At 69.7% G+C, this 12,510-nt stretch carries 12 protein-coding genes; 8 read left to right on the top strand and 4 right to left on the bottom strand.

Annotated elements, in window-relative coordinates:
• Window positions 1–46 precede the first annotated feature (46 nt).
• The 3 genes from BLR49_RS03900 to BLR49_RS03890 all read left to right on the top strand — a co-directional run bounded on the left by BLR49_RS03900 (window position 47) and on the right by BLR49_RS03890 (window position 2,035).
• Window positions 47–1,264, top strand: coding sequence for a type II toxin-antitoxin system HipA family toxin (locus BLR49_RS03900; RefSeq protein WP_092533748.1), 1,218 nt, complete (start codon window positions 47–49; stop codon window positions 1,262–1,264).
• 97 nt (window positions 1,265–1,361) lie between these two features.
• Complete coding sequence (locus BLR49_RS03895) at window positions 1,362–1,616, top strand: type II toxin-antitoxin system Phd/YefM family antitoxin (RefSeq protein WP_092533745.1); 255 nt, start codon at window positions 1,362–1,364, stop codon at window positions 1,614–1,616.
• The gene (locus BLR49_RS03890; protein WP_218121299.1) at window positions 1,616–2,035 is read left to right on the top strand and encodes a type II toxin-antitoxin system VapC family toxin; all 420 of its coding nucleotides are present in this window, start codon (window positions 1,616–1,618) and stop codon (window positions 2,033–2,035) included. The genes BLR49_RS03895 and BLR49_RS03890 overlap by 1 nt, the downstream gene beginning before the upstream one ends.
• Window positions 2,036–2,059: 24 nt before the next feature.
• On the opposite strand, the gene BLR49_RS03885 is transcribed toward BLR49_RS03890, so the two are convergent.
• Together BLR49_RS03885 and BLR49_RS03880 are read right to left on the bottom strand one after the other, a co-directional pair.
• Window positions 2,060–4,129, bottom strand: coding sequence for an alpha-amylase family protein (locus BLR49_RS03885; protein WP_092533740.1), 2,070 nt, complete (start codon window positions 4,127–4,129; stop codon window positions 2,060–2,062).
• A 252-nt stretch (window positions 4,130–4,381) separates the two neighbouring features.
• The gene (locus BLR49_RS03880; RefSeq protein WP_245690419.1) at window positions 4,382–4,738 is read right to left on the bottom strand and encodes a winged helix-turn-helix transcriptional regulator; all 357 of its coding nucleotides are present in this window, start codon (window positions 4,736–4,738) and stop codon (window positions 4,382–4,384) included.
• 271 nt (window positions 4,739–5,009) lie between these two features.
• Between BLR49_RS03880 and BLR49_RS03875 the strand changes: the two genes are divergently transcribed.
• The 5 genes from BLR49_RS03875 (at window position 5,010) to BLR49_RS03855 (ending at window position 8,932) form a co-directional block, all read left to right on the top strand.
• The gene (locus BLR49_RS03875) at window positions 5,010–5,624 is read left to right on the top strand and encodes an NAD(P)-dependent oxidoreductase (protein ID WP_092533737.1); all 615 of its coding nucleotides are present in this window, start codon (window positions 5,010–5,012) and stop codon (window positions 5,622–5,624) included.
• A gap of 156 nt (window positions 5,625–5,780) precedes the next feature.
• Window positions 5,781–6,608, top strand: a complete 828-nt coding sequence (locus BLR49_RS03870) for a hydroxymethylpyrimidine/phosphomethylpyrimidine kinase (protein WP_092533734.1) — start codon at window positions 5,781–5,783, stop codon at window positions 6,606–6,608.
• Window positions 6,609–6,894: 286 nt separating this feature from the next.
• The gene (locus BLR49_RS03865) at window positions 6,895–7,275 is read left to right on the top strand and encodes a PadR family transcriptional regulator (protein ID WP_092533731.1); all 381 of its coding nucleotides are present in this window, start codon (window positions 6,895–6,897) and stop codon (window positions 7,273–7,275) included.
• On the top strand, window positions 7,272–8,180 hold the full coding sequence (locus tag BLR49_RS03860; RefSeq protein WP_092533728.1) for an ATP-binding cassette domain-containing protein: 909 nt from the start codon (window positions 7,272–7,274) through the stop codon (window positions 8,178–8,180). The genes BLR49_RS03865 and BLR49_RS03860 overlap by 4 nt, the downstream gene beginning before the upstream one ends.
• The gene (locus BLR49_RS03855; protein ID WP_245690406.1) at window positions 8,177–8,932 is read left to right on the top strand and encodes an ABC transporter permease; all 756 of its coding nucleotides are present in this window, start codon (window positions 8,177–8,179) and stop codon (window positions 8,930–8,932) included. Before BLR49_RS03860 ends, BLR49_RS03855 begins: the two co-directional genes overlap by 4 nt.
• Window positions 8,933–9,233: 301 nt before the next feature.
• Here the strand turns inward: BLR49_RS03855 and BLR49_RS03850 are convergent, their stop codons facing one another.
• Together BLR49_RS03850 and dnaB are read right to left on the bottom strand one after the other, a co-directional pair.
• Window positions 9,234–10,490: an ATP-binding protein gene (locus tag BLR49_RS03850; protein ID WP_092533725.1), complete on the bottom strand. Its 1,257-nt coding sequence runs from the start codon at window positions 10,488–10,490 to the stop codon at window positions 9,234–9,236.
• 268 nt (window positions 10,491–10,758) lie between these two features.
• The gene (gene dnaB, locus BLR49_RS03845) at window positions 10,759–12,201 is read right to left on the bottom strand and encodes a replicative DNA helicase (protein ID WP_256328957.1); all 1,443 of its coding nucleotides are present in this window, start codon (window positions 12,199–12,201) and stop codon (window positions 10,759–10,761) included.
• Window positions 12,202–12,510 lie beyond the last annotated feature (309 nt).

Here is a 12,510-nt window from a genome sequence, read left to right as displayed (position 1 = left end):
GAGGCGACACCCCTCCCGTTCAGCGCACACCCCCTACAGTTCCTCCATGAGCAGCACCCAACTGGAGGTCTCGTGGACCGGCGCCGACGGCTCGCTCACCCACGTCGGCACGCTGTCCTTCGACACGGACACCGGCCGCCAACGGTTCGCCTACGCCTCGGACTGGGCGGAACGGGGCTTTCCCATCGGGGTGGGCCTGCCGCTGAGCACCGACCCACTGACGCCGCCCGACGGCGCCCCCACCTTCGGCGTCTTCGACGACGCCTGCCCGGGCCTGTGGGGCAGGGCGGTGCTCGCGAGCGGCAACCGGGAGGAGAACCCGTCTGGCCTCGGACTGCTGGCGGCGGTCGCCGACTTTTCACGTCAGGGGTCACTGCGCTTCTCCAAGAGCATCGACTCCGCCCCGCTTGCGCCCGGTGAGCCGGCTCCGGTCACGCAGGCAGTGGCGCTGTTGCCAGACATTGAGGCCTTCCAGCGCGGGGACATCGACCGCGCGGGCAGGCGGCGCATCCTGCCGGGGGCCAGTAGCCAGGGCGGGGCCCGCCCCAAGCTGGCGCTGCGGGATGACCGCACCGGTGGGCTCGTCATGGCGAAGTACCCCTCCGCCGACGATGTCTACGACCTGCTCACCTGTGAAGCGGTGGCGCTGGAGGTGGCGCGAGATGCCGGTCTCGACGCCTGTTCATCCCGACTCCTCAGAGTTGACACCCGCCGGGGGATCCTCGTGGTCGACCGCTTCGACCGCCATGGCCGCGGCCGGCTCGGCTACCAGTCAATGCACACTGCGGCTCGACCACGCGGGGATGAGGGGTTCTCCTATCGAGTCGCCGCCGAGGCGGCGCAAGCCCTTGCCGGCCCACGGGCGGTGCGCGCGGTGGTGGCCCGCGCGGCCTTGTCGATGTGCCTGCACGACGTCGATGATCACCCCTGGAACATGGGTTTCCTCCGGGATGCGGATGGCTGGCGCTCGGCGCCGATGTTCGACGTCGTCCCCTGCCCGGACGAGCAGTCGGGCACGCCGCTGGAGGGGACGGGATCGGAACGGAGCCTGGAGCAACTGCTGGATCTGGACTGGGGGCTGCCCCGCAGCGAGGTCCTAGGCGTGACGACGCGGGTGGCGCGGGTGGCCCGAGGAGCCTGGGAGCGGGCGCCGAAGGACTTCGGCCTGGACCCGCAGGACGCCCGGATGTGTGAGCGCATCATCGAGTCGACCTGCGACTTCGACACGGTGCTAGACGGCCGCGAGCCCCGCTACGCCAGCTGAATCCCGTGACATACAGCGCCCACCGCATCGGGTCTTCTTTAGCCCGAGCCGATGTAGTATCGTTGCTACATCGGCCCTATGATGGGAGCTGCGACCGATGATGGCTACCACCATGTCAAGCCGGGAGTTCAATCAGAACGTCTCCTCGGCCAAGCGGGCTTCCCGCCAGGGCCCGGTCCTCATCACCGATCGCGGTGTCCCCGCGCACGTCCTGCTGTCCATTGAGGACTACCGGCGTCTCACCTCCGCGAACAAGGGAATCCTGGAGGCACTCTCCATGCCGGGACTGTCCGAGATCGAGCTGGACATCGAACCCACCCGTGACCTGCCGCGGGCCGCGGAGCTGGACTGATGCTGCTGGATACCAATGTCGTCTCCGAGCTGCGGAAGGTCGGGGACGGGCGCGCCGACCCACACGTCGTGCGCTTCTTCTCCGACCTTGAAGCAGACAGCCTGCACTTGTCGGCGATCACGGTCGTGGAACTCGAGCTCGGGATCGCCGGGGTTGAGCGGCGCGACCCAACCCAGGGAGGCCGCCTGCGCACCTGGATGGAGCACCAGGTTCTGCCGTTCTTCCACAATCGGATTCTTCCGGTGGACGCCCCTGTAGCATTGCGCTGCGCACACCTACATGGACCGGATCTGCGCTCAGAGCGGGACGCCTTCATAGCGGCTACCGCAATGGTGCATGGACTCACAGTGGTGACTCGTAACGTCGCCGATTTCGCCCCCATAGGCGTAGCACTGCTCAACCCCTGGGAGGCGGTGTAGACCAGCGTAGGCCGCCGACCCGTGTCAGTCGGTGGAGCGCACCAGCCACCAGGCGGCGTAGGGCGGCACCGGCACCTGGCCGTCGCCGGCGCCCTCCAGGGTGGTCGAGCCCGAGGGCACCGTGTCGGTGAGCACGTCCACCGCCCCGAGCACGCCGTACTCGGCCAGCCGCGCCGCGGGCACGGAGCGCCAGTCGGGGGTCACGTTGTACACGCCCACGAAGCTGCCCCGCGGGTGGTCGCGGAAGGTCACCAGCACGCCGTCGTCGTCCACGGGAGCGACGACAGTGCGCACGTCGGCGCTCAGCTGCGGCAGGGAGGCCCGCACCTTGCCCATGTGGGCCAGGTCGGTGAAGACGCGGCCGGGCACCGTGGCGCGGTCGTGGCGCTCGGCGACGGCGGCCTCGCTCAGGCGCGGGCGGCCGGCCCACCGCGAGTCGGACTCGTGGCCGGGCTCGGTGTCCCAGTTCGGGTCGTTGAACTGCGCCAGCTCGTCCCCGCTCCACAGCACGGGGATCCCGCCCCAGCCGTAGATGATGGCGTAGGCCAGGCGCATGGCGTTGAAGCGCTCCTCCAGCCAGGTGCGCAGCTCCTCCTCCCGCCAGGCCGGCGTGTACTCGTCGATGCCGGCCACCGCCTCGGCCGCGGCCTCCAGCCCGATTAGCGAGGCGGCGGTGCCGGCGGTGCGCCGGTCGTTGGTGACGGGGTTGTACTGGAAGGTCAGGCCGCGGGCATCGCTCATGGGGTACAGGCCCGTGTACCAGTCGGCGAGGAACACCCGGTGCCAGTAGCCGGTCAGGCCCACCGCCTCGGCGTCGGCGTCGTCGATCGCCCAGCCAATGTCGTCGTGGCAGCGGATGTAGGTGATCCACGTGGCGGTGGACGGCTCGATCGGCAGCGAGGAAAGCGTCTGCACCGCCAGGCTCACGCTGCGGCTGGCCAGCATGGACCAGACCTGCACCATCAGCGAGTTGTGGTAGGCCAGGTCGGAGACCTTGCCGGTGTAGCGGCCCTGACCCAGGTACTGCAGCAGCTCGGTGGGGGCCACGATGGCCTCCGCCTTGAGGGCGACGGCGGGGCAGGCGATGCGGGTCAGCGCCCGCAGCACCTCGGTGATGGAGTGGACCTCGGGCTGGCCCTGGCAGTCGGTGCCCTTGCGCTTGATGGTGAAGGCGATGGCGTCCAGGCGCAGCACCTCCACCCCGCGGTTGGCCAGCTCCATGACGATCTCGACGAACTCCTCCATGACCTGGGGGTTGCGCCAGTTCAGGTCCCACTGGAAGGAGTTGAAGGTGGTCCACACCCAGCCGTCCAGGTCCTCGTCCCAGGTGAAGTTGCCGGGGGCGAAGTCGGGGAAGATCTCCGGCAGGGTGCGCTCGTACTCGTCGGGCTCGGTGCGGTCGGGGAAGATGAGGAAGTAGTCGCGGTAGCGCTGCTCGCCGGCGCGGGCGCGGCGCGCCCACTCGTGCTCGCGCGCGACGTGGTTGAGCACCAGGTCGATGACCAGACTCATGCCCTCCTTGCGCAGCTCGCCGGTCAGGTGGGCGAGGTCGTCCATGTCCCCCAGGTCGGGGCGCACGGAGCGGTAGTCGGCCACCGCGTAGCCGCCGTCGGAGTCGCCGGGGCGGGGGGTGAGCAGCGGCATCAGATGGAGGTAGCTGACGCCCAGCTCCCGCAGGTAGCCGATGCGCTTCTCCACGCCGCGCAGGTCGCCGGCGAAGCGCTCGGTGTAGCCGGAGTAGCCGATGCGGGAGGGGTCCTGCACCCAGGCGGGGTCGAGCGTGCGGGCCAGGTCGAGGTGGCGCAGCTCGGGGTCGCGCGCGGCGTAGCTGCGGGCGGCTTCGGCGAGCAGATTGACTGCGGTGCGCCCGGCGGCGGGCTCTCCGTACAGGGTCAGCAGGCCGTCCACGACGTCCGGGTACCAGCGCTCGACGCGGGTCGTGAAGATCTCGCGCTCGGTGCGGGGCAGGCCGGCGAGCACGGCGTCAACGGCGTCGCGTACCGCCTGCGGCACCACCGCGGCCGCAGCCCCGGTGGACCAGGTGGAGGAGGATGCAGAGGAGCCGGCGGGGTCGGCAGGTGTGGGAGCGCTCATACCTATATGGTCCCCGATTCAGCGCCTGCGCGGGAGCACTTTCGGGCGGCGATGCCGCTGCAGGCACGCGACGGTGTCACGGAGTGCACCACTTTGAACCATCCCGCGCCTGAATCATCTCCGCGAGCCGCGCTATTTCGCGGCTGGACCGGGCCATGCCCGGTGCCCTGCCTGGAAAGCGGTGCATTCCATGACACTTGCAGCCGCGCTGAGCGCCCTCAGACGTGATCTCGGTGGTCCGGGAGCGACCGCCTACTCCTCGGACCGGGAATGCGCGCGGTCGTAGGCCTCGCGGTGAGCCAGCACCTGCTCGGCATTGCCCTCCGCCCAGGCGCGCAGCGCGGCAATCGGCTCGGCCAGGCTCGCACCCAGCGGGGTGAGCGTGTAGTCCACGCGGGGCGGCACTCCCGGGGTCTGGTCGCGCAGCACCAGGCCATCGCGCTCCATGGAGCGCAGGGTCTGGGCCAGCACCTTGGGGGTCACGCCGCCCACCGCCTGACGCAGCTCGCCGAAGCGCCGCGGCCCCTGCGCCAGCACGGCCACGATCAGCGGCGTCCACCGATCGACGACGTGGCGCAGCACCGTGCGCGACGGGCACTCGGGTGACAGGACGTCATAGGAGGCGACTGGTCCAGCCGCGCCCGTGGCTACGACGGCAGTGAGCGGGTGGCCCTTTGGGGCCTCCGCGTCCGTACCCCGCACCGCAGCAGGCCCCGCCTCGGAGCCGGTCGACGCGACGTCATCTCTTGAAAGTGACACAAGCAACTCCATGATTACCTTGAGGTACTCAATATCCAAAACATACCGTAGCAGTGTTGTCACCGCGGCACCAGCGGACCGGGCAGCACCACCAGCAAACCGCATGAGCAAGGAGCACCCCATGAACCTCACCGTCATCGGCGGAACCGGCAACACCGGCGCGGCCGTCGTCGCCGAGGCCGCCCGCCGCGGCCACATCGTCACCTCCGCCTCCCGCTCCGGCCGTCATGCCGAGGGCGCCACCACGGATGTGGTCGCGGACCTGGCGGACACCGCCGCGGTGGTGGACCTGATCAGTGCCGCCGACGCCACCATCATCGCCGTCTCCCCCGACCGCACTGGCGGCCCCGTGCAGCCGACCGTCGACGCCTTCAAGGCGCTGATCGCCGCCCGCCCGACGGGCCGCCTGGTGGTCGTGGGCGGTGCCGGCTCACTGCTGGACGCCGACGGCAACCGCCTGGTCGACTCCCCCGACTTCCCCGCCGTCGCCAAGCCCGAGGCCCTGGCCTTCGCCGAGGTGCTGGAGGCCTTCCGCGCCGCCGCCGACACCCTGGCCTGGACGCTCGTCTCCCCGGCCCCGGCCTACCCCTCGGAGCGGTCCACCGGCGCCTACGTCGTCGGCAAGGACCACCCGGCGGGGACCGACCTCTCCCCCGCCGACCTCGCCGTGGCGCTGGTCGACGAGGTGGAACAGGATGTGCACCGCGGCGAGCGCTTCACCGTCGCCAGCGCCTGACCTCCGCACGGTCCGCGGCCGGAGCCCGAACCGGGTGCCGCCCGCGAGCCGTCTGCGAGGACGGCGGGCCCGCCCCCGCCGCGCACAGTGCATCAGGTATTCCGCCATGCGGGCAGCGGCGTGGACACGGTGGGCGCCGGTGGGCATGCTGTCCGCATGGCATCCAACACCGCTCCCGCCGCCCCTCCCATCGCCCTGGCCATTGCCGGCTCCGAAGCCTCCGGCGGCGCCGGCGCCCAGACCGATCTGAAGACCTTCCACCAGCTGGGCGTATTCGGCTGCACGGCCCTGACCTGCATCGTCTCCATGGACCCCAAGCGCAACTGGGACCACCGCTTCGTGCCGGTCGACCCGCAGGTCATCGCCGACCAGATCGAGGCCTGCGCCACCGTCCACACCCGGATTGACGCCGTCAAGATCGGCATGCTCGGCACGCTCGCCACCATCGACGCCGTCGACGCCGCCCTGGAGCAGTACCAGTTCCCGAACCTGGTAGTGGACCCGGTGCTGATCTGCAAGGGCCAGGAGCCCGGCACCACGCTCGACGTCGACAACGCCCTGCGCGCCAAGATCCTGCCCCGCGCCAAGATGGCCACCCCGAACCTGTTCGAGGCCGCCACGCTGGCCGGCACCGATGAGATCACCAGCGTCGCGCAGCTCAAGGACGCCGCCAAGCGCATCTACGACCTGGGCGTGCCCAACGTCCTGGCCAAGGCCGGCCCGACGCTCGGCACCGGCACCGCCCTCGACGTCTTCTACGACGGCGAGACCCTGGAGGTCCTTGAGGTTCCGGCCGTCGGCACCGAGCGCATGCACGGCGCGGGCTGCACGCTGGCCGCCGCCGTCACCGCCGAGCTGGCCAAGGGCGCCACCCCGCTGGAAGCCGCCGTCACCGCCAAGAACGTGGTCTCGGCCTCGGTCAATCCCGGCATGCACGGCAACATCCCCTTCACCTACGTCTACCAGGGCTTCTACCAGGGCTGACGGCGCTAGAGGTAGAGGGTGTGCCAGGTGACGGCACTGGAGGGCGCGCCAGGCCGGCCGAAACGCAGCGCACGCACCTGAGGACGCGCCCTCCTGCAATTCACGACCCTGGGGTACGTTCCACGACCACCCCGGGGTCGTGTTTTGTACCCCAAGGTCGTGGAACGCAGCAAAGGCCGCGGGAGAACGCTCTCTTCTCCAGCCAACGACGTCCGCACCGGCGCTCGGACAGGCGCGTAGCACAACCCAGTAGACAGATTGTCTGCTATCTAGATAACCTGACTACATGGACTCACCGACTTCACGTCTCCTGCGCGGCTTCCTCGAGCCCTGTCTGCTCGCCCTGCTTGAGTGCGGCGCCGACTACGGGCTGTCATTGACCCGTCGCCTCGACGCCGCCGGCCTGGAGAATGTTCCCGGCGGCAGCCTCTACCCGGCACTCACCCGTCTGGAGCGGCGCGGCCTGCTCGCCACCACCACACGCCCCTCCGACTCCGGACCCGCTCGCAAGTACTACGCGCTCACCGACGCCGGCCGTATCGAACTCGCCGCGCGTCGAGCGGAGTGGCGCGCCTTCCGCAGCGCCGTCTCGGCCATCCTGGAGGGTGAGGCAGCATCCCGCAGGCGGGCGGTACCCGCCCATGCGGCGGCCGAGGCGCACTCATGAGCGCCGCTACCGACTCCAATTCCTCGCCACGGCACGAGCCGGGTCCGGCCGACGCCGCCTGGTACCGAAGCCTCAACGCGGAGCTGGCGGCACAGGGCCTGAGCCCCCGGGAGTTGCAGCGCGTCATCGCCGAGACCCGCGCAGAGGCCGACTCCGCGGGCATCGCACCGGCGAGCCTCTTCGGTCCCGCCGTCCTGTTCGCTCGCGAGCTGGCATCCGCGCTGAAGGAGGACGGCACCGGCAGCCAGGCCAAGGAGAGCACGCTGGGCCCAGTGGTATTGCGACTGCGCGATGTCACCGTCCGTCGCGGCCGGCGCACAGTCCTGTCAGACTTCAGTCTCACGGTACGACGGGGCGAGATCGTCGCCGTCGTCGGCTCCAACGGGGCCGGCAAGTCCACTCTCCTCCAGGTCTGCGCAGGCCTGCTGCGCACCAACTCCGGACGGATGGAGCGGACCGAGCGCTTCGGCTACGCGCCACAACTCGACGCCCTCGCTCCACTTCTGACCGTCGACGAGCATCTGCGGCTATTCGGGGCTATCGACGGCGCGAGCCAGGGCCGCTCGGTGCCCACGGGGCACCAGATCCTCCACCGCCTGGGGTGGCGCCCCAACGGCAACCAAGTCACTCGTACCCTTTCCGGGGGCACCCAACAGAAACTCAATCTCGCTCTGGCTCAGCTCGCCTCGCCCGAACTACTGCTCCTGGACGAGCCCTACCAGGGCCTGGATGCCCTGGCTTATGAGGACTTGCGGACTCTCATCTCGTCCTGGCGGAACTCCGGCGCCGGAGTCCTTCTGGTCACCCACCTGCTGCGGGACATCGACTTCGTCGATCGCGTCGTCGAGCTTCCCGCCCCGGATTCCTCGACCGGTCACAGCAAGACGAAGGAGTACGCCGCATGACCGCAGCCGCCATCGCCGAACCCGGCGCGCCGGGACCCGCCTCCGGCCACCGGCTGCTGCGCACCGCGGTGCTGGTGGCCACGGTCACCGCGCATGAACTGGCCCGACGGCGTGGGGCGCTGGTCCTCGCCCTGCTGCTACCGCTCACCTTCTACCTGGCGCGAATCGACGCGCACTGGACCGCGCTGCGTCTGCTGTCGATCGGACTGGGCTGGGCGGCGGCGACGCTTGCACTGTTCACGTCGGTGTCCTCGCGCTCAATCGACTTGCGGCTGGCCGCTAGCGGGGCCAGCCCGACGGCGCTGGTCCTGGGACGGCACGCGGCAGTCCTGAGCCTCGGTTGGCTCATTGCCGCGCTCTACTCCGGACTCGTGCTACTCACGATCGGGGACAAGCTGACCCACCCGGCTGCTGTGCCGCTCATGCTGCTGCTGACCGTGACCGTGGCCGCACCCCTGGGCTCGGTGGCGGCCGCGGTCATACCAAGAGACCTGGAGGGCGCCCTGTTGCTGCTGGCAGTCATGGCCCTTCAGCTTCTGGTGGACCCGGCCGCCGGCTGGACCCGCGCCCTGCCCCTGTGGTCGACGCGCGAGCTGTCCAGTTACCTTGTCGAGGCGTTGGGCACGCAGGCGGGCGACTACCTCCGGCGCGGACTGCTTCATGGGGCGAGCTTCGCCGTCGGGCTGATGGCGTTGACCTGGCTGCTGGGGGTCTGGCGTCTGCGGGTGATCCGCCTACCCGAGCCGCAGTGACCCAGTTACTCGCGACCCCATCCCCGGCGACACAGAGGAGCGGCCTTCACACATTCCACGACCCTGGGGTACGTTCCACGACCGCCCCGGGGTCGTGCACTGCAACCTCGCAGCCGTGTGCCGACGACGCCGGGCCGTACCTAGGGATGTCCGCCTCGACGTGGGCGGCAGCGCCGACGTCGAAATCAACCAGGTTCCGCCCAAAGGCCAAAACCTGGTTGATTTAGCCACCCTCTAAATCAACAATCCCTATGATTCCGGGGATGAATCAGGCTTCCGGCGACCATCGGTGACACCCTACTCAACCGAGCTCCCACAGGGCGGACACCGGCAGCGCCCATAGCGGGCCGCCCAGGCTGCGCGCACGGTCATCGGTGGTCAGGACAATACCGGCCACCAGCCGGTCCCCGATCCGCTCGTGCAGCCAGCGCAGGTGCTTGGTGTCGGCAGCGGATACCGAGGCGGCCGCCTTCACCTCCACGGCAATGACTCCACCGTCGTCCAGTTCCAGGATCAGGTCTATCTCTCGGCCCTCCGGAGAACGGTAGTGGCTGAGCGTAAACCGCTCCGCGGACCAGGTGCGCTGCCGCATGAGTTCGGCGGCGACGAAGGCCTCGAGCAGGCCTCCCAGTGCACTCCCGCGCACCAGATCCTTGAGGGTGTCGGGACGCGTACGGGTCAGCCAGATCGCCAGCGCGGAGTCCGTCAGAAAATACTTCGAGCGGCCGACCTCGCGCTTAAGCAGGTTCGGTGTCCACGGCGGTAGCCGGTCGACCAGGTAGAGCGCACGCAAGAGCTCCAGGTAGGAAGTAGTCGTTGACGCGCTGAGGTTGATCTCGTTCCCGATCCGGGTGACCACGGTCTCCGTTCCCTGCGTCGCCGCGAGTCCCACCAGTAGGGAGCGCAGACGCTGCGGATCGGACAGGCGCGAGAGGTCACGCAGGTCGCGCCCGAGCAGCCGGGAGACGTAACTCTCCAGCCAATCGGCCTGGAAGCGCTGCGGCAGGCGGTGCGCCTCGGGCATGGAGCCCGCGGCGAGCAGGTCGACGTAGTCGCCGCGCTCCAGTTCGGAGCGGTAGTCGCCGTTCAGCGCCCCGCGGAGCACCGCCACCACGAAGTCATCCTCCTTCCCCGCGATCTCACCCTGGCTGAAGCCGAAGATGCGGGTGCCGACGACGCGCCCCGCCAGGCTGTCTGCGGCGGGCTGCACGCGGCTCGTGGTCACCGAGCCGGTGAGCAGGTAGCGCCCGGGCGAGCGGTCGGCGTCGATCTCCGCCTTGAGCGCGAGCCCGAGCCCAGGAACGCGCTGGAACTCGTCAATTATCAGCAGCCCCTCGGGCTCCAGGCGGAGAAAACCGCGCGGGTCCTCGGTTGCGGCGGTACGGGTCTCGGCGTCGTCCAGGGTCACGATGCGCGTCGACCGCACGGACTCGCCGGCGATCATGGCGGCCAGAGTCGACTTCCCGACCTGGCGCGCGCCGACCAGCTCAACCACGGGGAATACCCCCAGGAGCTCCTCCACCCGTCCCTGTACATGCCGCGGAAGCAGGTCACTCATGCACCCACCTTACGGGACGTCGTAAAACGGTGGCAAGGCCAGCCGAAAAACGGTGTCAGGGTTACTCGAAAAACGGTGGCAGGCCGAACCGCGGTTCAGTGGCAGGGTGCGCCGTAAAACGGTGGCGTGGTCGGGGGTCATGCAGTGACGGGTGGCGCCGCGCACCCGTCCGCACCCGCCGCCGCGCAACCCGCGCTCATCGCACGCCCGCCATGCTCACCGGCGCTCGCCACCGCCTCAGCCAACAACCGTCCGCGCACGCCCGCGCCTATTCGTAGGCGGGCTCGGGAGTGATGTTGCGGGCCATGTTGGCGAAGCGCGACAGGTGCCCCTGGAAGGCCACCGGGATGGTGCGGGTCTGGCCGTTGCGGTGCTTGGCCACGATGATGTCGGCCTCGCCCGGGCGCTCCTCCTCCTGGTAGTACTCGGGGCGGTGCAGCAGCATGATGACGTCGGCGTCCTGCTCCAGGGAGCCGGACTCGCGCAGGTCGCTCATCTGCGGCTTGTTGCCGGTGCGCTGCTCCGGTCCACGGTTCAGCTGGGCGACGGCGACCACCGGGATGTCCAGCTCCTTGGCCAGCAGCTTCAGCGAGCGGGAGAACTCGGAGACCTCCTGCTGGCGGGACTCGACCTGCTTGCCCGAGCTCATCAGCTGCAGGTAGTCCACCACCATCAGCCCGAGCCCGTGGTGCTGCTTCAGCCGCAGCGCCTTGGAGCGGATCTCCGGCATGGTCAGGTTCGGGGAGTCGTCGATGAACAGCGGCGCCTCGGAGACGGGGTTGTAGGCGCGCGCGACGTCCTCCCAGTCGCGCTCGTCCATCTGGCTGCCCCCGCGCAGCTTGTTCATGGCCACGCCCGACTCGGCGGACAGGATGCGCATCATCAGCTCCATGCGCCCCATCTCCAGGGAGAAGTAGCAGGAGGGGATGAGGTTGCCGTCGGCGCCGCGCGAGTGGATCGACGCCGAGCGGCAGAAGTCGACGGCGAGCGTGGACTTGCCCATGGCGGGGCGGGCGGCCACGATGATCATCTGCCCGCCGTGCAGGCCGCCGAGCAGCTCGTCCAGTTCCACGAAGCCCGTGGGCACTCCCCGCATCTGCCCGTCCTCACGGGCCTGCCCGGCCTCGATCTCGAGGTTGGCCTCGTTGAGCAGCTCCCCCACGGGCACGTAGTCCTCCCGCTCACCCTCCTTGTGGGCGACGGCGTAGACCTCCGACTCCGCCAGGGTGACGAGCTCGTCGATGTCGCCGGCGTCGGTGGAGTAGCCCAGCTGGGCGATGCGGGTGCCGGCCTGCACCAGCCCGCGCATCAGCGACTTCTCCTTGACGATGCGCGCGTAGTAGGCGGCGTTGGCGGCGGTGGGCACGGTCGCCATCAGGGAGGCCAGGTAGGGGGCGCCGCCGACGCGTTCAAGCTCGCCCCGCTTGGACAGCTCGTCGGCGACGATCAGCGGGTCGGCCGGCTCCGAGCGGTTGTACACCTCGACGATGGCGTCGAAGATCGACTCGTGGGCGGGCTTGTAGAACTCGGGGCCGCGCAGCACCTCGATGACGTCGGTGATGGCCTCCTTGCTCAGCAGCATGCCGCCGAGCGTGGACATCTCCGCCTCCAGGTCCTGGGGCGGGACCCGGTCGAAGGCGCCGTCATAGCGGGCGTCAACCGGCCGCTCCTCGCCCCGGGTGCGAGCGCCGATGGTGTCGACGTCGGTCATCTGTCTGTCCCTACCCTCCCCCTGCAGCGCCCCGCCCAGACGGGTCGCGCGGCGACACTAGCGGTCAGGAGGGGACGTCGCAAACGGTGACCTCTTGCAGGCTGTGGGCAACCCCCATCGGGGTGTGGATAACCCCGTTCCGCCTGTGGGCGACGCGCCGCGGCGGATGTGGAGCGCCACCCTGCCACATCCGCCGCAGCGCCTCCGAAATCCCCGAAACTCGCCGGAATCCCGCCCCTGATCGCCGGTGATAACAAGCCACAGCGCACCCGGTCCAAACCGCAATCAAAATCTGTGGATAAGTGGGTA

This window comes from Actinomyces ruminicola, from assembly GCF_900103885.1.
Taxonomy (GTDB): domain Bacteria; phylum Actinomycetota; class Actinomycetes; order Actinomycetales; family Actinomycetaceae; genus Actinomyces; species Actinomyces ruminicola.
This window is presented reverse-complemented; position numbering and strand designations above follow the sequence as displayed.

Bases quoted from the DNA above. Each gene is read 5' to 3' on its own strand.
- BLR49_RS03855 (WP_245690406.1), top strand. From the start codon at position 8,177: ATGACCGCAGCCGCCATCGCCGAACCCGGCGCGCCGGGACCCGCCTCC.
- BLR49_RS03885 (WP_092533740.1), bottom strand. From the start codon at position 4,129: ATGAGCGCTCCCACACCTGCCGACCCCGCCGGCTCCTCTGCATCCTCC.
- BLR49_RS03860 (WP_092533728.1), top strand. From the start codon at position 7,272: ATGAGCGCCGCTACCGACTCCAATTCCTCGCCACGGCACGAGCCGGGT.
- BLR49_RS03865 (WP_092533731.1), top strand. From the start codon at position 6,895: ATGGACTCACCGACTTCACGTCTCCTGCGCGGCTTCCTCGAGCCCTGT.
- BLR49_RS03850 (WP_092533725.1), bottom strand. From the start codon at position 10,490: ATGAGTGACCTGCTTCCGCGGCATGTACAGGGACGGGTGGAGGAGCTC.
- BLR49_RS03895 (WP_092533745.1), top strand. From the start codon at position 1,362: ATGATGGCTACCACCATGTCAAGCCGGGAGTTCAATCAGAACGTCTCC.
- dnaB (WP_256328957.1), bottom strand. From the start codon at position 12,201: ATGACCGACGTCGACACCATCGGCGCTCGCACCCGGGGCGAGGAGCGG.
- BLR49_RS03875 (WP_092533737.1), top strand. From the start codon at position 5,010: ATGAACCTCACCGTCATCGGCGGAACCGGCAACACCGGCGCGGCCGTC.
- BLR49_RS03870 (WP_092533734.1), top strand. From the start codon at position 5,781: ATGGCATCCAACACCGCTCCCGCCGCCCCTCCCATCGCCCTGGCCATT.
- BLR49_RS03900 (WP_092533748.1), top strand. From the start codon at position 47: ATGAGCAGCACCCAACTGGAGGTCTCGTGGACCGGCGCCGACGGCTCG.
- BLR49_RS03890 (WP_218121299.1), top strand. From the start codon at position 1,616: ATGCTGCTGGATACCAATGTCGTCTCCGAGCTGCGGAAGGTCGGGGAC.